Raw genomic sequence first — 18,120 nt, forward strand, 5'->3', positions numbered from 1 at the left:
GAGATCTTGTGACGTACCCGAGCCTTCATCCCGCCCCTGCGGCCGAGGTCGATTCGTCCCGGCGCGCCTTCCGTCGGGGTTTCGCCGCCGGCGTCGCCGCCGCCCTCGCCGTCGGTGCGCTGGTGACGGGGGTCGTGCTCGTGGTGCGGAACATCGCCGGCCCGGACTCGTTCACGGTGGGCGGCACGATGACGCTGCAGGACGGATTCACCCCCAGTTCCGCGACGCAGTTCGACTGCGAGGGCGAGGGTGGCTACTCCGACATGTCCTCCGCGGCGGCGGTGACTGTCTCGGACCAGTCCGGCACCCTCCTCGCCAAGGGCCGGCTCGACGGCAGCATCGACATGGGCGACAGCTGCATCTTCACGTTCGCCGTCGCGGACGTCCCGCGCGGGGCCGCCTTCTACGAGGTGGAGATCTCCCACCGCGGAGGCATTTTGTTCACCGAGTCCGAAGCCGAGGACGGCATCTCCCTCAGCCTCGGCGACTGATCACCCATCTTCCATTCGAAAGCAGGTTTGTCGTGAACCAGAACGATCCGCGTATCCAGCCGCCGCAGGGCTTCCCGGCCCCGCAGTACCCGGGCTGGCAGAACTCGGCCGTCCAGCCGCAGCCGCCGCAGAAGAAGCGCAAGAAGTGGCCGTGGGTCGTCGGAGCCGTCGTCGCGCTGTTCGTGATTGCCGGTGTGTCCGGCGGTGACGAAGAGGACTCCTCCACGGCGACCGCGCCGTCGGCCGGGCAGACCCGAGAAGATCGGGAGTCGGCACCGTCCCGCCCCACCCAGGCCGAGCAGCCGGCCGCAGGGCTCGACACCCCGGTGCGCGACGGCAAGTTCGAGTTCGTCGTCACCGAGGTGCAGACCGGGCTGACCACGTTGGGCGACAACCAGTTCCTGGCCGAGGAAGCCCAGGGCCAGTTCGTCATCGTGACGATGACGGTCTCCAACATCTCCGATCAGCCGAAGGGTCTGAGCCCGAGCGATCAGAAGTTGATCGACTCCCAGGGCCGCACGTTCAGCCCGGACACGTCCGCCGCGCTGAACCTGGAGACCGACGTCGCGTTCTGGGACGAGATCAACCCCGGCAACACCGTCACGATGCCGGTCGTGTTCGACATGCCGGTCGATGCGGTTCCCGCCTCGATCGAACTGCACGACTCCATGTTCTCCGGCGGAGTCACCGTCTCCCTGCGGTGACGTCCCCGGGGCCGGTGCGCCCGCGAGGGGTCGGGCGCACCGGCACTTCCCCGGCTCGGGGAGCGAGCGAATGTATCGCTCGTCCGGCCCCCTCCCATCCCGAGCGAATGCATCGCTCACCACCTCAGGAGCGGCACACTCACTCGCTCCTGCGGTCGATTCTCAGACGAAGGGCAAGACGATGTCGGACGACAAGACGCCCGCACCCGCCGGCTGGTACCCCGATCCGAACGGGGGACAGCGTTACTGGGACGGCACCCGGTGGCTGGACTTCCCCGGCTCCGGTGCCGTCGACGGCAAGAAGCGCCGAATCAGGAAGAAGCCGCTCCTGATCATGCTGGCAGTCCTGCTGCTCGCCGTGGGTGGTGGGGCGCTCACCTGGAAGCTGAATCACGACGCCCAGGTTGCGGCACAGGTCGCGGCGGCAGAGGAAGCTGCACAGCGCGAAGCGGAACGTCAGGCCGCAGAGAAGGCGGCGCAGCAGCAGCGCGACAACGCCGAGCGCGCCTCCCGCGCGCGCTCCGTCTCGGAGATCGAGTCGAGTGTGGAGCAGATGGCGAACAAGCACATCGACAACGGAATGTTCGACGGGCCGGTGATCGAGGTGACCTGCTCACCCGTCAACGGCGGGTCCACCGACAACCTCACCGAGACGACGACGGTGTTCGAGTGCTTCGTGGCGACCGAGGACAACGGCGACGGCACGATGAGCGGGTACAAGTACCACGCGACGATGAACTGGACGACGGGCAGCTTCACCTACGGGTTCGGGGCGCCGTAGCGACGACGACAGCCGCACGCTTCGGCGTCCTGTCGCACCTCAGGACGTTACGCCCGTCCCTCCACACCTGCGCCGTACATCGACAACGAAAGCGACGGTTGTCGATGTACGGCGCCGTCCAGACTGCGAGGCGAGCGGCAGAGGGCCGAGCTCAGTGGCGCAGTCCCAGCGTGGCGCTCAGCTCGGGAATCCGCGTCGCCAGGGCCGAGTACACGAGACGGTCGTTCACCTTGTCGTAGTGGTGTGCGATCAGGTTTCGCATCCGTCCGATCGCAACCCAGTCGACGCCGGGGAACTCGGACTTGAACGTCTCCGGCAACTTCTCGACGACCGTGGCCACCTGGATCAGGATGTGCCGACCGTTGTTCCGCAGCACGCGCCCGTGGGGACTGTCCTCCAGGTAGGCCTCCAAGCCGAGTCCCACCGTGTAGGACGCGTCTGCCGCGAAATCGGCGAGGTCCTGCAAACGACGGCGAACGCGCTCATCCGCATATTTCTCCGGCGTCACAAGTTCTCCGACGTCACAGCGCCACGGCTTCCTTTCGGGCGCGGTCCCCCACGCGCCCCCCGGCTCGCCCGTCGACGATCTCGACCCGCACGGTGAGCAGGTCTTCCAAAGCTTGCTGCAACTCGAGCAGATCGACGATGTCGTGGCGATCGCTGAAATCCACGATGAGGTCGATATCCGAGGCGAAGTCGTCGTCGCCGCGCGCCACAGATCCGAACACCCTCGGGTTCGGCAGCCCTGCCTCGGCGAAGAGCTCGCACACTTCTCCACGTCGGGCTGCCAGAGCCTCGGAGGGACGAACGGGCAGGGCTGCCGTCAGCGCCGAACGAGCCGGCTCGGACGGCTGCCGTCGTCCTGTCTCGATCGCGGCGATCAGGGGTTGCTTGATGCCGGAGCGCTCGGCGAGCTCCCGCTGCGAGAGACCCAGAATCCCCCGCCGGATGCGAACGAAGTCACCGAAGCCGACAGCCACGACATCACGATAACAGGTGTTGTTATCGCTTGAAGCGATGTGGGCCGGATGCGGCCCATGCCCCCCGGGGAGTCACGGGTTCGCTCGAATGTGCAGTTCTCGTGACGACTCGCCGGGCAACCACCACGAGAACTGCACGCTCGGCACAGTGCCGCTCAACCGAAGTTCACCTGACGACGAGCGTTCGCCAGGCACGTGACGGCGCCCGTCCCGAACGGGCCGAGCCGGTCGAACAGCACCGAGGTGCCCACCGCGACGCCGTCGGCGCTGAGGTGGTGGTCGGCTTCGACGCCGACCTCGGTGCCGACGGGCAGCCGCGAGAGGGTCAGGGTGAGATCGCCGTTGATGAAGCCGACGCCCTCGTCGCTCCAGTTGGCCATGAAACTGGTGCCCTCGCCGACGACCGCGGTCCGCACGAACGGCGACATCTCCTCCCCCACGAGCACCGGAATCTGCCGGGACCACATGCGTTTCCGGCTCGCGTTCTGGTGCTCGGCCCGCACCTGCGACCAGCCCTCGGGGTGCGCGTCGCTGCCGAACCAGGTGCGCGCGAATCCGGTCTCCGGGCCGTCGAACGCCTCGGCGGGCGGCGTCGGGTGCTCGTCCCGGGTCCACACCGTGCCCGGCGGCTGCTCGGACGGGCGCAGGTAGACGACGGTTCCGCGGGCGGTGACGTCGTCGCCCTGGATGAGGTAGGCGTCGGCGACGCGAATGCGGTTGCCGTCGCGCACGCGGGTCGTCTCGAACCGCACGGGCGCGTTCTGCACCGGCCGGAACAGGTCGACGGTGAGCCGGGCGGGGACGAACCCGTCGGGACCGTGGTCCTTGTCGAGCTCCCGGGCGAGCAGGCCGGTCACGCACGGCCCGGCCAGCATGGTCGACGACCAGGGGCTGACGGCGTACTTCGTGGGAAGGTACGTGCCGTCGGATTCGGTGAAGTATCCGCGCGTGGAGTCAGGCATGCTCGGATTCTCGCAGTGTCCGTTTCCGCGGCTCCCGGTCAGGTTCCGACGTCCTCGCTCGCGCTGCGGTATCGAAGCCATGCCATCGCCGCACCGCAGGCCAGGACGGCGGCGGTCGTCGCACCCACCGACGTCCACGTCCACGCACTCGGGCTCCACCCGGCCGGGTCGTCGGTGAGCGGGGTGTAGGCCGTCCACCCGAACTGCGCGAGCAGCGGCAGCGCCAGCACCGCCAGCAGGGTCAGCGAGGTGGCGGTCACGGGCGCCGTCGACGGCAGTGACGCGACGATCGAGTACGCGGCGGCGAACGGCACCACAAGGATCGTCGCCACAAAATTCGCGTTGTCCCACGGGGGACGATCGAAGATCCCGGCAGCCGCGGCGAGCGCGAGCAGACCGACACCGATCAGCGGGATCGGCCTGCGGCGACCCAGCCACACACCGACGGCCACAAGAGCCGGCGCGATCAGCAGCGCCGGCCACGCCGCCGGCGACCACGAGACGGTACCGCCCACGGCGACGACCACCGCCGTCGCCGCCAGGAGCACCGCCCCCGTCCGTCCCCGCAGCCACAGCGCCGCGGCGATGAGCACCGGCACCGCCACCAGGCCCAGCAACCATCGCCCTTCCCCGGCATCGTCCAGAGAGAACAGCGCGTGGTGGAACGACCAGTACAGCCCCACCCCGAGGATCGGCACACCGATACCGACGGCCACCTCCCGCCCGCGGGCCCGGGGCGCGTCGACCGGCACCGTGTCGTTTCGGGCGGTCAGCGCCAGCACCCCCGCCGCGACGGCAGTCACGATCGCCAGCGGCAGCCACACGGCATTGACCGGTCGCACGCTCGCTGCCAGGTAGGACGCGTACCGCTGAGGCGCCGAGTCCAGCTCACGGAACTGTGCGAGCGGCTCGGCCGTCAGCAGCCCGGCCACCACCGCTCCGACGAGGGCGGCGTGCAGCTTTCCGGTGCCCAGCACGACGAGCGCGCCGAGCAGCAGGCCCGCGCCGATCGTCGCGACGTACACGTCGAACCGCCACCCTCCCGGCAGCGCGACGACGGCCACCGCCATCGCCCCCACCAGGGCGACCGCGAGCACGCGCCGACGAACCGATGCCGCCACGGCCAACGCCGCGAGCGCTCCCGCTGCTGCGGCGGCGACGTCGGAGGTGAACACCGAGCCGGGCAGCAACCCGTCGGCCAAGGGATAGGTGTCGACGCTCGGGGCGGCCAGCACCAGCCCCGCGGTGAAGCCGCCGACGACAAGAAGGATATATCGGAAAATTGGCGCCACGCCCTACCATCGCCGGGCGTCCCACCTCGGGCGTGCCCGACGCGCCGGAAACTCTTCTGATTTCGCTGCGCGCGTCGAAAGATCCGAACGCACGTTCGAGTTGACGGTGGGCGCCGGCCGTGCCACCATCCCTCCATTGGCCTGAAAACAGGTCGACCCCGGCAGGTGTTGCAGCACCGCACCGGGGTCTGGGCACACGACAGAGGAGACTGTCATGCACCGTAGGGTGGAGTCTATCCACACGCCCGGCAGGGGCGTGTATCCGCAACCGCGCGCACGTTCCGTCGCGTTGATCGCACACCGCCGCACCCGGCCGGCGTCCTGACGCACGAGCCCCTCGGCATCGAGGGGCTCGTCGTGCATCGCTGCTCCCGGTGTGCGCGAGGGCAACCGAGGCACACCGGTCTACGTCGCTACTCTCCCGTGGTCCGACGTCAGTGCACGGACGCTGCGAGTGCGAGTTCGTTGCGCTCGAAACCGACTGGGCACCAGTACCTTTGTCCCCGTAGCTGGTGGCGGGGCACCTGATCGCGCGGGTCGACACGTTCGTTCGGGTCCAGTACAGCCGCACGTCGCCCGCGACGTGCGGCCGAAAGTGCTGGCCGAGACGGTCTATCGGGGTATGGCGACCGGGCAGCGTTGGGGAAGGGGCCGAAGAACACAGGGACCCGCAGGGTCTCCGCTCGGTCGGGGACAGCCGCCCGCAGGGCGTCCGCCTCCTCGACACGCCTCCCACCCCGGCACGTTCGTCATCCGGCGGGAACGCCACCACCGAGGAAGTCCGTGACCGCCTCCATCACCTCGGCGGGCTGCTCGTCGTGCGGGTTGTGCCCGGCCCGGTCGATGATCCGAAGGCGCGCACGGGGAATGCCGGCGGCCAGCTCCCGCTGACACTCCGGGGGGAACACGAAGTCGTCGCGCCCGGCCACGACGAGCGTGGGAGCGGTGATCTCGCCGAGCCGATCGGTGACCGTCCAGTCCTTCAGCAGATGCCGGCCGGCGAAGATGAGCGGCGCCGGCCGCAGCCGCGAACGCCACGCGCCGCTGCTCAGCTCGCGCGCCAGTACGTCGAGGCCGGAACGGTAGAAGTATGCGTCCCCGATCTGCGCGAAGATCGGAAAGTACTCGCGGGCAGTGAACTCGCCGGTGAACCACCGCCGCACCAGCTCCGCCTTCTCCCGGCCGTAGCCGCGCTCGAGGAGCACCTTCGGTGCGTTCTGCCGCTCCCAGTGACTGTCGGCGCCGGTGTCGAGCAGCACGAGGTGTGAGACCCGCTCGGGGTAGCGCAGGGCGTACTCGAGCGCGACCTGCCCGCCGAACGAATGGCCGAGCACCGCCCACCGCTCGAACCCGAGCCGCTCGCGCAGGGCATCGGCATCCGCGGTGAGGTTCTCCCACGTCATCGATTCGACGGGCGCACCGATCGAGCGCCCGTTGCAGCGGTGGTCGTAGAACACCAGGGTGAACCAGTCCGCGCACTGCCGGAAGGCCTGCATCGTCCACATGTCCGCCGACGGTCCGCCGTGCATGAGCACGAGCGGCGGCCCCTGCCCGACGACGTCGACGTAGAGGGAGGTGTCCCGGATCGGAACCCGGCCGGGCCGGACGCGGTGCAGGCTGCCGCGCCATGTCACCGCCGCCGACGACGGACCACGAGAGTCGCGTCGTCGCACCTCGCTTGTCGTCGTGTTCGAACCCGTTGCCTGCGAGTCATTTTCGATGTTGCGTTTGAGGACTGCCAGCATGCGCGCCTGCATGATCCACACGACCGGCGGGAAGATCCCGGAGTAGACGAGGCGCGTAAGCCATCGCGGTCGACCCGCCTGATACCCGCTGACGACGAGGCGGGTGCGCCCGCCGGGCAGCTCCTTCAGTTGGAAGCCCCACAGTCCTTCCAGGTAGGCGGACGGGCGCGGCTGACCGGGGTCGAGGGTGCCGCCCCGCAGATCGATCAACCCGTACAGCCCGAGGAACCGGTTCGGCTCGATCTGCGCGACCTTGTACGCGTCCAGAGGTCCCGCCCCGGGCGCCCAGTACTTCAGTTGGTCGCCGGGCCGGATGTCCTGCCATTCCGGGTGCACTTCCCGGGCACTCGGACGACCGGCGTTGTCCAGGTGATCCCAGGAGTACCAGCCGCCGCGGTCCCAGCCCATCTGCACCAGCCACGGCCACACCTGCTCGGGCGGCGCGTCGATGGTGACAGCCATCGCGCCCGATCTCTCCCCGTCGGGCACCAGATCCGCACCGGGGAACGGTCCGCGGACCTCCTCGTCGGTGGCGCCCCACCGCACGAGCCGCGGGCGCACGAAGCGTCCGTAGACCACGGCTGCCGCCGTGCCCGCTACCGCCACCTTCGGTGCGACTGCCATGTGTCCAGCGTGCGCCGGTTTCCCGGTGCTCCACAAGGGACCACCGGCCCTCGTCATCGCAACTCAGCCGCCGACCACCCGACAGCCTCGCGTGTCTCGAAGGACTCGGCTCGGCGATCTCGCCGAGGCCTCGTACCGGCCGTAGCGATACCGGCACGCGGCGATGCAGGCATCGACGTCCCACACCAGCTGCACAGTCAGTCATCACCGTCGATCAGTTCGTGCACCTGCCCCTCGCCTGCTTCGAGCCGTTCCATCGCATCGAGCAGACGTCGAGCGTTCGCCGGTGAACGCGTCAGGTAGGCCGCTTCACGCAGCGACTCGAAGTCCGCCAAGGAGACGATCACGGCCGGTTCGCGGCCCGAGCGGGTAATCACTATCTCCTCCCGGTCGTTGACGACTGAGTCCAAAACCTCGGCGTACCGGGCGCGCGATTCGCTGTAACTCATGGTTCGCATGACGACCTCCGTCCTTTACAGAAAATCGTACGTCCCGACCGAGATGGGTTGTCTGTCCGAAGCGGTCGACGAATCCACGTTGCTCCCAGCCACGCCACGAATCCGTCGTCAGGAGCAGTCGCCCGGCTCCCCGTCCTTGACGACGGACAGCACTGCGTCGCCTTCACCGATGAGCACGCCCGGGGCCGGCGCTTGGGATACCACCACCCAGTTCCGGTCGAGGATCTGTGCCCGTCCCCGTCCGGTGGCATCGATGCTGCGGGAGTAGAAGACCCCGGCGGCTTGGATGCTGGCCTGCGCGGCTTGCAGGTCCATGCACGTCACGTCCGGCATGACGGCGGTCGGTGCGGTGTCGGCGACGTTCGTCGTCGGTGCCGCCGCAGACGTGGTCGGAGACGGCATAGGCGTCGTTGTGGTGGCCGCCGCCGCGACTGTCGTCGACGGGGCGGGCGGGGTCGTCGGCATGGTTCGCGACGCCGGCGCAGCGGCAGGCGGTGTCGCCGAGTTAGTGGGGTCCGGCTCGCCGGGGTCTTCGAGTCCGTCCTGGATGTCGGTGACGATCCCGAAGACCACGAACAGCGCGGCGACCGCGGCCGCGATGACCACTCCCCTGCGGACCGGCGGTCGGGGCGTCGGGTCGGGCGGCGGCGAGAGTGCGGCCGGATCCCCGGCAAGGTAGGCCCGGTGGCCGGCCTCGGCCCTGGCCGCCAGGGCGGTTCGTTCGGCCTCGAGCCGGGCGCGACGGTCGCGAACCAGCTTTCCGATTGCCGCGTAGCCGAGCCCCGCTCCGATGCCGAGCATGAGGAGGAAGCCGGCGACGTCGCCGTGGATGACGTACAGGAACGCCATCCACACGAAGATGGCGGCGAACATGCCTGCGACGACGCGCAGGTAGGGCGCGATGCGTTTCATGGGTGACCTTTCTCGGATCGCACCGGTGTCCATGTGAACGCTGCACGAGTCCCACCGCACGAATCGGTGTGCGCGTATCCGCGCGATGGTACTCGACCGAGTGACAGCTTCGGTCAGACGGCGTCGGCGACGACTGCTTCGGCGTCCTTGACGCGGAGTTCCCCGGACATGAGGCGCGGGAGGAGGGTGTCGCGGAGTGCGGCAAGAGTACGCGTCTCGCCGCTAGCGACCGAGGCAACCTTATGCAGACCAGCGGCTTGAGCAGAAAACTCCTGAATCACAGCATCTCCGGGAACGTTTACAGTCATGGTTTTGAACCGCCCTCGCGGCAATTCAAGGAACGTCGCACCGTTAGCGTGAGCGACGAACTCTTCTACCCGCGAACGCATGTCATGGTAAAGCCACCATTGAAGTACCGGATCCTTGGCATTTACGACGATGAACCCTTGGTTGACGGCGAGTGGTCTCTCGGCGATTGCGAATGCCCCGATCGTGGCACGCGACGTCATCAGAATCGAACCAGCCGGATACAAGTTCGCGGAACTGTTCGCAAGCCCCTGCTCGGTGATCGACCGCGCCGTCTCACCTAGGGACGGCACGTCGAGTGCGGTGATGTCTGTTGGAGTCGCCCAGGGAATTGATCCCCCCCAGTACTCAGGAACGCTCGTCTTAGGAGTTCCACCGCCACCAACATTTGCGATATCCCCGTACGCAATCTTTCGACCTAAAGCTCGATGAGCTATTGCCTGAAAATACTTATGTGCGAGCGCATCTGCTGCTCGCGCGAGACTGCGGTTTGCGGCAAGTTTGTCGTCAAGGGCGCCAAGAACGTCTGAAATCGCTTCTTGTTGAACCAGTGGAGGCACCGGTATTCGAAGCTTAGGCACATCTCGGACATTTAAGCTGTCGAAGACAGCCCCAACATTTCCAAGGCGGTCAATCTCCATTCTCCACAACGGCGATCTCGTTGCCCATCTAAGAAATCTCTGATGAACCTTCATCCCGTCGGAACGCAGCAGTACAAGGTTCTGCCCGATCGCACAGTCAAGGCCAACCGGAATCACCGCGGTATCCCCCACGCGCGCACGGCGTGTAAGTACGACGTCCCCGGCAATCGGCCTGGTTCGACGTGTCCATTCGACGTAATCCTGTGGAGTGATGCGACGGCATTCGGTTAGGTCGAGACGACCGTCGCGAACGTTAGGAATCGCGATGTACGCATAACCTTCGCCGGCGTCGGACGGGGTCCTGTGCTCACAGTCAAGTACCTGCACGCCAACGTCGCCCAATGGCCGAAACTCAAATCGGTCACTAGTCACTGCAACCTCCCCAACTGCTCCCGCACCACAGCCGCCAACTGCGCCGACTCGTTGAACTGCTCGTACAGTTCCTTCGTCAGCCGCGCGATCTTCTCCGCGATCGGCTCGCCGTCGTCCTCGATCGGGGCCGCACCGACGTACCGACCCGGCGTGAGTGCGTAATCGGCTTCCTTGATCTCCGCGAGCGTCGCCGAGTAGCAGAAGCCCGGCTCATCCGCGTACTCCTCACCGGATGCGGATTCCGTTCCGCGCCAAGCGTGGTAGGTGCCGGCAATCTTGGCGATGTCGTCGTCCGACAGCGCGCGCTCGGCGCGATCCACCATGTAGCCGAGGTTGCGGGCGTCGATGAAGAGCACCTGGCCGCGACGATCGACCTTGCCCTTCACACCGGCCGACTTGTCCTTCGCGAAGAACCACACGCACACCGGAATGCCGGTGCTGCGGAACAACTGCGTCGGCAACGCCACCATGCACGAGACCAGGTCGGCCTCGACGAGCCGCGCCCGGATCTCGCCCTCGCCTCCGGAGTTGGACGACATCGACCCGTTCGCCATTACCACGCCCGCGCTGCCCTTCTCGGCGAGCTTGGAGATAATGTGCTGGATCCACGCATAGTTCGCGTTGCCGGCCGGCGGAACGCCGTACTTCCAGCGCTTGTCGTCTTCCTTACGCGTCCAGTCCTTGATGTTGAACGGCGGATTCGCCATCACGTAAGCGGCGAGCAGATCCGGGTGCTTGTCCTGGGCGAACGTATCCTCCCAGCGGTCGGCGAGATTCGCGGTGATGCCGTGGATTGCGAGGTTCATCTTCGCCATCCGCCACGTGCGCTCGTTGAGTTCCTGCCCGTATACCGCGACGTCGGTCGGGTTGCCGCCGTGGTGCTCGATGAACTTCTCGGTCTGCACGAACATGCCGCCCGACCCGCAGCACGGGTCGTACACCCGCCCGTTGTACGGCTCGAGCACTTCCACCAGCACCCGCACCACGCCGGCCGGCGTGTAGAACTCACCGCCGCGCTTGCCCTCGGCGCGAGCGAACTTCTCCAGGAAGTACTCGTACACCTCCCCCAGCAGGTCGCGCGCCTTGCGGGCGCCCTCACCGGTGAAGCGGGTGTCGCCGAGCAGGTCCATCAGCTCGCCGAGGCGCCGCTGGTCAACGCTGTCGCGGTTGAAGATCACCGGCAGGGTGCCCACGAGGGTCTCGTTGGCGTTCATCAGCTCCCGCATCGCCGCGTCGACCAGCTGGCCGATGGTGCGGGCCTCGACACCGGCCGCCTCCTGGATGCCCTTGGCGTTCTGCGCCAGGTACGACCACCGCGCCGGCTCCGGCACCCAGAACACACCCGACCCCAGGTACTCGTCCTGGTCGTCGATGAGCGAAGCGATGCCGTCCTCGTCGAGACCGTCGGCGACGAGCTCGGCACGGATCTGCTCACGGCGCTCGTCGAACGCGTCGGACACGTACTTGAGGAACACCAGACCGAGGATCACGTCCTTGTACTGGGAGGCGTCCATGGAGCCGCGCAGCTTGTCCGCTGCCTTCCACAGCGTGTCCTTCAGTTCCTTCATCGTCGACGGCGCGGTGGGCGCCGCCTTCTTCCTCGGTGGCATGGTCAACCTTCCTCCCGGCCGGGCCGGGTTCCTGCGGTGACGGTGAGGACGCCGTGGCCCACACCGTCGGTCAAGGTATCGGTGAGTCGGTCGAGGGTGTCGAGCAGCTGCCGTGCGGCCTCGCGTCGCGCGCGCAGCTCCTCCAGTGCGGCGCTCACCGCGGGAATCCGGTCGGCCTCCACGACCGGGATCGGCCAGTCCCGCCACACCTGCCCGGACCGGATGGCCCCGGCGGGCTTAGGTGCGACGGGCATGCGACGCAGCGTGCGCGCCACGAGTTCCGGCAGGACTCCCGAGGCGTGCGGGTCGGCGACCCGCAGCACGCGCGCTGGTGACAGCACGACCGCGGCGCCCTCGTGGTCGACGACGACGCCGAATTCCGGTGCCGTGCAGAAGACGATGTCGCCCGGCTCGGTGTAGCGTCCGCTCGGGTAGCGAGTCGCCAGGACGAGGCGGTCGATGCCGCGGTCGCCGATGCGCGCGCGGCCGAGCAGCTCGTCGGTGCCGATGACGCGCACGTCGCCGCCGACTTCGACATCGTCGTCGTCGATGCGGTTGCCGGGCATCACCTTCAGCACCCCGGCATCGGCGAGCCGGCCGGCGGTCGGCGCCGGGCGCGGAGCCTGCCGGTATTCGACGCCGAGGTGCAGGTCGTCCCGCACCGCACGCGCCGCCCGGTTCGCCGCGCCCACCAGTTCGGCCGCCTCGGCCGCGGTCTCGTTGCCCGCGATGCGGCGACGCCGGCGCCGGGGCGCGGGTGGCAGCAGGCCGCGACGGTCCTCGGCGAGCAGCGTGGAGGTGCGGTGCACCGAGGCGAACTCGAATGCGTGGGCTCGCAGGTGCTCGCGCGACCCCATCGCGGCGGTCACGTCGGCGACGATTCCGTCGGTCACCGCTTCGTCGAGCGCCCTGGTCCGCAGGTCCGCCAGCACCGTCCACCGGTCCGTGGGTGTGACGGAGTCGTCGGGCGCTCCGAGCACCCACAACGCCATCGACGATCCCGGTTTCGTGACGAGCAGTCCCTCCGGGAGGCGGAATACGGCGCGCAACCGGTCCGACCGCAGCAGGTCGGCCCGGACGGCGGCAGCCTCCCGGTCGCGCAGGGGATCGGTCAGCGCGGATGCCGGCCCAACGATCACCGCGAGGTGCTCGGCGCCCATCTGCACGGTGATGTTGTCGATCTCCGCGAGGATTCGGAAATCGGAGTAGCCGAGGGTGGACGGCGACGGATACTGGGTGAGGAACACGGCGGGCCCGTCGATCGAGAAGTCCTCGTCGAATCCCGTTGCCGGCGTGGGTCGGCGACGCCATCGGTGCACAGACAGCCGGCGCCGCGCCAGGCGCGCCGTCGGGGTGTCGGCGTGGCCGGTCATCGTGATCGGCTCGACGAACTCCGGCAGGCGCTGCCGCAGCGCGACGAACAGATCGCTGCCGTCCGGCGACGGATCGACGAAGACGGCCCGGTCGTCGGGCGCCAGCGCGCCGACGACCTGCGCGCACATCTCGAGCGCGGCAGGGCTGAGCGCCGTATCGGCCAGCGCGTCGAGGGGCAGGCGGAACCGCTGCGCCATGAGGGTCTCGAAGGCGTGCTCGACGGTGTAGGCGGCGTCGGCCATGCGGTCGGCGTGCGCGGCGTAAGTGGGTAGCCGCCCGCCGAGCGCCTCGATCTCGCGGTAGAGGTACGCGTCGTCGGGGTCGAGGTCGTCGGCCTCGTCGAGCAGGTCGTCGCCGTCGAGGTCCGCGAGTTGCTCCCCGGTGCGGGCCTTGACGCACAGCAGGGCGGTCAGCGCCGCGAACGCTGTGGCCGCGTCCGCACCGGCGGGATCCTCGAAGGCTGCGTGCGCGGCGAGGTCCTCGGCGACGGACGCATTGTTGCCGAGTCCGCGGCTCGACAGCCAGGCGACTACGTCGTCCGCACGGTAACGGTGTTGTCGGCCGTCGGCGCGCACCGGCTCGGGAAACGGCCGATCCGGGCCGCGATACCGCTTCGCCCACATGGTGACGACGGGCCGCTGCACGCGGGCGAGTGCCGCGATGTCCGCCTTGGACAGCAGGAGCGCAGAACCGGTACTCACGTGTCGGCCCTCCCCTCTACTCTTGCCTCGACGCCCGCGATCGGCGCGGTTTCCCCAATCTAGACGACGTTTCCGACACGCCCTTCACAAAGATCGATAACCCCGGTTATCAATATGCACTCGGCGAATGGTGGCTCAGTCGCGGCATTCTCGTCCGTACCCGATTCGGACGAGGAGGACGTCATGCTCGCAGCGATCCACATCAGGCAGACCACCACCGCCACCGGCCCGCTCAGCTGCGCGGCACTGGCCACCGGCACGGGCATCGCCCTGTTCGTCCGCCCGGAGCACAGCGCCGAGGCCCGCTTCGCCGTCGGCCTCGACGCCTTCGCCGAACTGTGCGCCCGTACCGCCGACACGTCCGTGCGGCTGCACCTGACCGACGCGGACCTGCGCCGGGAACTGCACGCCGTCGCGGGCTCCTTCCCCTCGATCACCCTGATCGACATCGGTTACGGCCCCTTGGGGGAGCTGGCCCGCGCCGCCGCCGACGCGATCGGCCGCCACGTCGCCGAGCGGTTGGCCGCCGAGGACGCCGCCCGCGAGGCAGAGACCAACCCTCTGGTCGAGCAGACGGTGGCCACCGACGCGTCGAAGGGTTCGCGTCGCGGCGTGGGAGTGGCGTGTGTGCGGGCCGACGGCAACTTCCGGCAGAAGATCTTCCCCGACACGCGCTCGATCCTGGCCGGTGAGCTCCTCGCCATCGAACTGGCCGTCACCACCTACCGGAACCGGCCCCTGCACATCCTCAGTGACAGTCGGCACGCGCTCGCGGGATTGCGCGGCGAAGCCCCGCTCACCACCGAAGCGACGGTGATCGCCGACCGCATCCGGCACCGCACCCGCGGCCTGCCGATCCGTTACTCGTGGGTGCGCGGCCACAGCGGGCACCCGCTCAACGAGGTCGCCGATCGCCTCGCCGTGGCCGCCCGGCGCGCTCACGAGGCCCAGGTTCCTTCCGCGGCCCGGCAGACGATTGCCACGAACATCGTCGCCTCGCTGCTCACCCCTACGTCCGCAGCAGCCTGAGCCGCCCTCGCCTATACGCGCGAAATCGGCCGAACCGGGAAATGGTCGAGGCCGGCCGGAACGGGACCGCCCTAGGATCGATGGTGGAAGCCTGGAGTGCGTCCGATGGCGCACAGCTCACGAAAGAGATGGCCATGGCCGACGAACAGTCCTTCTGGCAGTCCCACCGCACCCTTGCCGGTGTGGCCCGCGACGCCGAACGCTTCGCGGTGCGCCTGCCCCTCGTGGGCCGGCTCGACATCCCGCGGCCCGAACAACTCGCCTACTTCGCCGGCCTCGGCCTGCTCGTGGCGTTGGATCTGATCGAGTGGCCCGTGGCGGTGGCGATCGGCGTGGGCCAGGTCCTGGTCACCGAGCATGCCAAGTCCGCCGCCGAACGTCCTGGCTCGCCGGGAGCGGCGACGAACGGCAACGCGGGCGCCGCGGTCGTCCCTGCGACGTAGTCGAGCGCACCGGACGCCAGCCTCGCGGCGGTGCACTCGAGCCTCCGATCACCGCTTCCGTGCCGGGGCCTTCTTTGCCGGCGGCTCCCCCGTCGTCGACTTCCCCGCCGACGGCTTCGCCGCTGCCGCGATCGGGGGCGCACCGGGACTCGTGGGTGCGGTGTCCGGGGTCGGCGCCGGCGCACGCTCGGTCGCGGGAGCGCCGGGCGTGGGGGTGGGACGAGGCGCGAGCAGCCGGATGGCCAGGGCCGTGGCGCCGAGTCCGGCCAGCACGGGCGCGGCGGCGATACCGGTTGCCAGGCCGGTAGCGCCCAGCACGACGATCGTTGCCGCTGCCGTCGGCGTCGACTCGGCTCCGCTGCCGAGACCGGAGCGAGCTCCTTCGGCGGCGCCGCGCACGCTGCCTGTCAGTGCGCCCAGCGCGGCGCCGCCGACGGCGCCGGCGGCGCGGGTGGTGGCGTCTGCCACGCCGACGACCGCCTGCGCGGTCTTGTCGAGGACATTCATCACTGCTACCTCCCGATCCGAGCGAAATGCGTCGCGGGTTGCCCCCGACCGCGGTGTCGCGCGACCGCAGCGGCCGGGCTCGGAATCGGCAGGTTCGAATGCCACTTGCGGAGACACACTCCCGGATCTCCGGTCGACACGGCCGATGCTCGCCCGGAGACCTGGTGACGCAAACGATACGGCGTCCGCCACCGCGATGTCACACCCCGACGATCGGCGTTCCCCCAGGATGCCGGCGGGGCTCGACCGCGCCCTGAACTCTCGCCGGTCCCCGCGCGGCCCACGTACCTCGGTCCGGCAGGATGAGCACATGATGTCGCTTCTCGCCGCGCCCGTCGGAGCCGCCCGCCTCGTCCTGGACCGGACCGTGGAGGTCGCCGAGTTCGCGGTGTCCGTCCCCGGCCGGGTCGTCAACCTGCTCGAGACGACCGAGGCCCTGGTGGGGCGCATCGACGGCGTCGTCACCGATGCCCGCGAGATCGTCGCGCGGATCGACGACGTGGTCACCGAGGCCCGCGCGACCGTCGGGCGGGTCGGCGAGGTCGTCGACAGCAGTTCGGCGGTGGTCGGCGAGGCGGCGACCACCGCCCGCCGCGCACAGGACGTGGTGGCGTCGGCCGGCCGCACGTCCGACTCGGCGGGCGAACTGCTCGACACGTACGCCCCGATGGCGACTCGGGCGGCGCCGCTCGCCGGCCAGTTCATCGACGAGCTCAGCGCCGAGGAGGTACACGCGGCGGTCGTGCTGCTCGATCAGCTGCCCGAGCTCGCGGACCGGATGACGGCGCTGATGCCGATCCTCGGCACGCTCGAGACCGTCGCCCCGGAGATCCACGAGCTGCTCGGAGTGGCGAAGGACGTGCGGCAGGCGATCGTCGGCGTGCCGGGGTTCGACTTCCTGCGCCGTCGCGGCGAGGACAAGGAGAACGGCGACGACGACTGACCGTCACGGCCGGACGAGGATCTTGACGTTCTCCTCCTTGTTGGAGATCAGTTCCTCGAACCCGTGGGCCACGATGTCGTCGAGGTCGATGCGGCCGGTGATGAACTGGTAGGGGTCGACCTTGCCGGAGGCGATCATCTCGATCGTCGCGGGATGATCGTTCGCGTAGGCCAGGCTGCCGAGCAGGTTGACCTCGCGGAAGACCAGATCGTTCATCGCGACGGACGCCTCGTGGCCCCAGATCGCGACGTTGACGCACGTGCCGCCCGCCCGGGTGGACAGGATCGCGGACTTCAGCACCGCGTCGATGCCGGCGCATTCGAAGGAGACGTCGGCGCCGCGTCCGCCGGTCAGCTCGAGGACCTGCTCGGTGACGTCGCCGTCGCGCGGGTCGATGATGTGGTCCGCGCCGGCCGGTTCGGCCTTCTTCTTCCGCACGTCGGCGGGTTCGACGACGATGATCTGGTCGACACCGGCGGCGCGCAGGGCCGACGTGGTGACGAGCCCGATCGGCCCGGCGCCGAACACGAGCGCCGAGTGGCTCGGTCGCGCTCCGGACAGGCGTACGGCGTGGTAGGCCACGGCGAGGGGTTCGACGAGTGCGCCGACGTCGGTGCCGAGTTCGCCGAGTGGGTGGATCCAGCGCCGCTCGGCCACGACGTACTGGGAGAACCCGCCGCCGTAGCCGGACAGTCCCACGAATCCCAGTGTGCCGCAGACGTTGTAGCGTCCGTTGCGGCAGGCGTCGCAGCGTCCGCAGATGATGTACGGCTCGACCGCGACCCGGTCGCCGACGCGCAGATCGTCGACGCCCTCGCCGACTTCCGCGACGACGCCGGCGAACTCGTGCCCGAGGGTGATCGGCACGGTCTCGCCGGTGATGGGGTGCGGTGCGTCGGCGGGCGGGGCGAAGATCGGGCCCTCGAGGTACTCGTGCAGGTCGGTGCCGCAGATGCCGCACCACTCCACCTCGACCTTGACGGTGCCGGGGCGGGTGGCCGGTTCGGGAATGTCCTCGACCCGGATGTCCCCGGGGCCGTGGAAGCGGGCTGCCTTCATGGGTCGATCTCCTCGCTGTACGGGCGTCGGATCTTGGTCGGCCGAGTCCGACGCGGGATCATCCGGGTGCGCCGCTGCCGAGGTCGGCGCGTGATCCAGCACACATCGAGCGCGCCGCCGCGGCAAACGTTGCAGCGCGTTGCGCGTACCGCCGGGTGTGGTGCCGGACACACCCGAGGGCATATG

At 69.0% G+C, this 18,120-nt stretch carries 18 protein-coding genes; 6 read left to right on the forward strand and 12 right to left on the reverse strand.

The genetic code is table 11. From position 1 onward, the window contains the following. Window positions 1–8: 8 nt before the first annotated feature. The 3 genes from QNA09_RS21020 (at window position 9) to QNA09_RS21030 (ending at window position 1,976) form a co-directional block, all read left to right on the forward strand. Window positions 9–491, forward strand: coding sequence for a hypothetical protein (locus tag QNA09_RS21020; RefSeq protein ID WP_308072058.1), 483 nt, complete (start codon window positions 9–11; stop codon window positions 489–491). A 32-nt stretch (window positions 492–523) separates the two neighbouring features. Next, the gene (locus QNA09_RS21025) at window positions 524–1,195 is read left to right on the forward strand and encodes a DUF4352 domain-containing protein (protein WP_010595663.1); all 672 of its coding nucleotides are present in this window, start codon (window positions 524–526) and stop codon (window positions 1,193–1,195) included. A 181-nt stretch (window positions 1,196–1,376) separates the two neighbouring features. Further along, the gene (locus tag QNA09_RS21030) at window positions 1,377–1,976 is read left to right on the forward strand and encodes a DUF2510 domain-containing protein (RefSeq protein ID WP_040274672.1); all 600 of its coding nucleotides are present in this window, start codon (window positions 1,377–1,379) and stop codon (window positions 1,974–1,976) included. Window positions 1,977–2,127: 151 nt separating this feature from the next. Here QNA09_RS21030 and QNA09_RS21035 read toward each other — a convergent pair whose 3' ends face one another. From QNA09_RS21035 to QNA09_RS21080, 10 genes are all read right to left on the reverse strand, one after another. Further along, the gene (locus tag QNA09_RS21035; protein ID WP_237211312.1) at window positions 2,128–2,484 is read right to left on the reverse strand and encodes a DUF86 domain-containing protein; all 357 of its coding nucleotides are present in this window, start codon (window positions 2,482–2,484) and stop codon (window positions 2,128–2,130) included. Between the two features lie 13 nt (window positions 2,485–2,497). Continuing rightward, window positions 2,498–2,956, reverse strand: coding sequence for an XRE family transcriptional regulator (locus tag QNA09_RS21040; RefSeq protein ID WP_010595666.1), 459 nt, complete (start codon window positions 2,954–2,956; stop codon window positions 2,498–2,500). A gap of 155 nt (window positions 2,957–3,111) precedes the next feature. Next, window positions 3,112–3,918 carry an acyl-CoA thioesterase domain-containing protein gene (locus QNA09_RS21045; protein ID WP_017679716.1) on the reverse strand — a complete coding sequence of 269 codons (807 nt, stop codon included), beginning with the start codon at window positions 3,916–3,918 and terminating at the stop codon, window positions 3,112–3,114. A 38-nt stretch (window positions 3,919–3,956) separates the two neighbouring features. Further along, window positions 3,957–5,210 (reverse strand): hypothetical protein, encoded by a 1,254-nt coding sequence (locus QNA09_RS21050; RefSeq protein WP_308072059.1) that lies wholly within the window; start codon window positions 5,208–5,210, stop codon window positions 3,957–3,959. 749 nt (window positions 5,211–5,959) lie between these two features. After that, window positions 5,960–7,579 (reverse strand): alpha/beta fold hydrolase, encoded by a 1,620-nt coding sequence (locus tag QNA09_RS21055; protein WP_308072060.1) that lies wholly within the window; start codon window positions 7,577–7,579, stop codon window positions 5,960–5,962. Window positions 7,580–7,776: 197 nt separating this feature from the next. Continuing rightward, complete coding sequence (locus QNA09_RS21060; protein WP_308072061.1) at window positions 7,777–8,037, reverse strand: type II toxin-antitoxin system prevent-host-death family antitoxin; 261 nt, start codon at window positions 8,035–8,037, stop codon at window positions 7,777–7,779. A 108-nt stretch (window positions 8,038–8,145) separates the two neighbouring features. Beyond that, the gene (locus tag QNA09_RS21065; protein WP_308072062.1) at window positions 8,146–8,949 is read right to left on the reverse strand and encodes a hypothetical protein; all 804 of its coding nucleotides are present in this window, start codon (window positions 8,947–8,949) and stop codon (window positions 8,146–8,148) included. A 113-nt stretch (window positions 8,950–9,062) separates the two neighbouring features. Then, entirely contained in the window at window positions 9,063–10,268 is a 1,206-nt protein-coding gene (locus QNA09_RS21070) for a restriction endonuclease subunit S (RefSeq protein WP_102031685.1), read from the reverse strand. Continuing rightward, on the reverse strand, window positions 10,265–11,878 hold the full coding sequence (locus QNA09_RS21075; RefSeq protein ID WP_308072063.1) for a class I SAM-dependent DNA methyltransferase: 1,614 nt from the start codon (window positions 11,876–11,878) through the stop codon (window positions 10,265–10,267). The genes QNA09_RS21070 and QNA09_RS21075 overlap by 4 nt, the downstream gene beginning before the upstream one ends. 2 nt (window positions 11,879–11,880) lie before the next feature. Then, the gene (locus tag QNA09_RS21080; protein WP_308072064.1) at window positions 11,881–13,953 is read right to left on the reverse strand and encodes a hypothetical protein; all 2,073 of its coding nucleotides are present in this window, start codon (window positions 13,951–13,953) and stop codon (window positions 11,881–11,883) included. Window positions 13,954–14,136: 183 nt separating this feature from the next. Between QNA09_RS21080 and QNA09_RS21085 the strand changes: the two genes are divergently transcribed. Beyond that, window positions 14,137–14,982, forward strand: coding sequence for a ribonuclease H family protein (locus QNA09_RS21085; protein WP_124258465.1), 846 nt, complete (start codon window positions 14,137–14,139; stop codon window positions 14,980–14,982). Window positions 14,983–15,116: 134 nt separating this feature from the next. After that, window positions 15,117–15,425 (forward strand): hypothetical protein, encoded by a 309-nt coding sequence (locus QNA09_RS21090; protein ID WP_026137535.1) that lies wholly within the window; start codon window positions 15,117–15,119, stop codon window positions 15,423–15,425. A gap of 48 nt (window positions 15,426–15,473) precedes the next feature. Here the strand turns inward: QNA09_RS21090 and QNA09_RS21095 are convergent, their stop codons facing one another. Next, window positions 15,474–15,932, reverse strand: a complete 459-nt coding sequence (locus QNA09_RS21095; protein ID WP_308072065.1) for a hypothetical protein — start codon at window positions 15,930–15,932, stop codon at window positions 15,474–15,476. Window positions 15,933–16,242: 310 nt separating this feature from the next. Here QNA09_RS21095 and QNA09_RS21100 point away from each other — a divergent pair, with 310 nt between their 5' ends. Then, window positions 16,243–16,875, forward strand: a complete 633-nt coding sequence (locus tag QNA09_RS21100; protein ID WP_203011178.1) for a ribulose 1,5-bisphosphate carboxylase large subunit — start codon at window positions 16,243–16,245, stop codon at window positions 16,873–16,875. Window positions 16,876–16,878: 3 nt separating this feature from the next. Here the strand turns inward: QNA09_RS21100 and QNA09_RS21105 are convergent, their stop codons facing one another. Further along, on the reverse strand, window positions 16,879–17,934 hold the full coding sequence (locus QNA09_RS21105; protein ID WP_010595688.1) for a 2,3-butanediol dehydrogenase: 1,056 nt from the start codon (window positions 17,932–17,934) through the stop codon (window positions 16,879–16,881). Window positions 17,935–18,120: the final 186 nt, after the last annotated feature.

It is taken from the genome of Rhodococcus sp. AH-ZY2 (assembly GCF_030916465.1).
GTDB lineage: Bacteria > Actinomycetota > Actinomycetes > Mycobacteriales > Mycobacteriaceae > Rhodococcus > Rhodococcus ruber.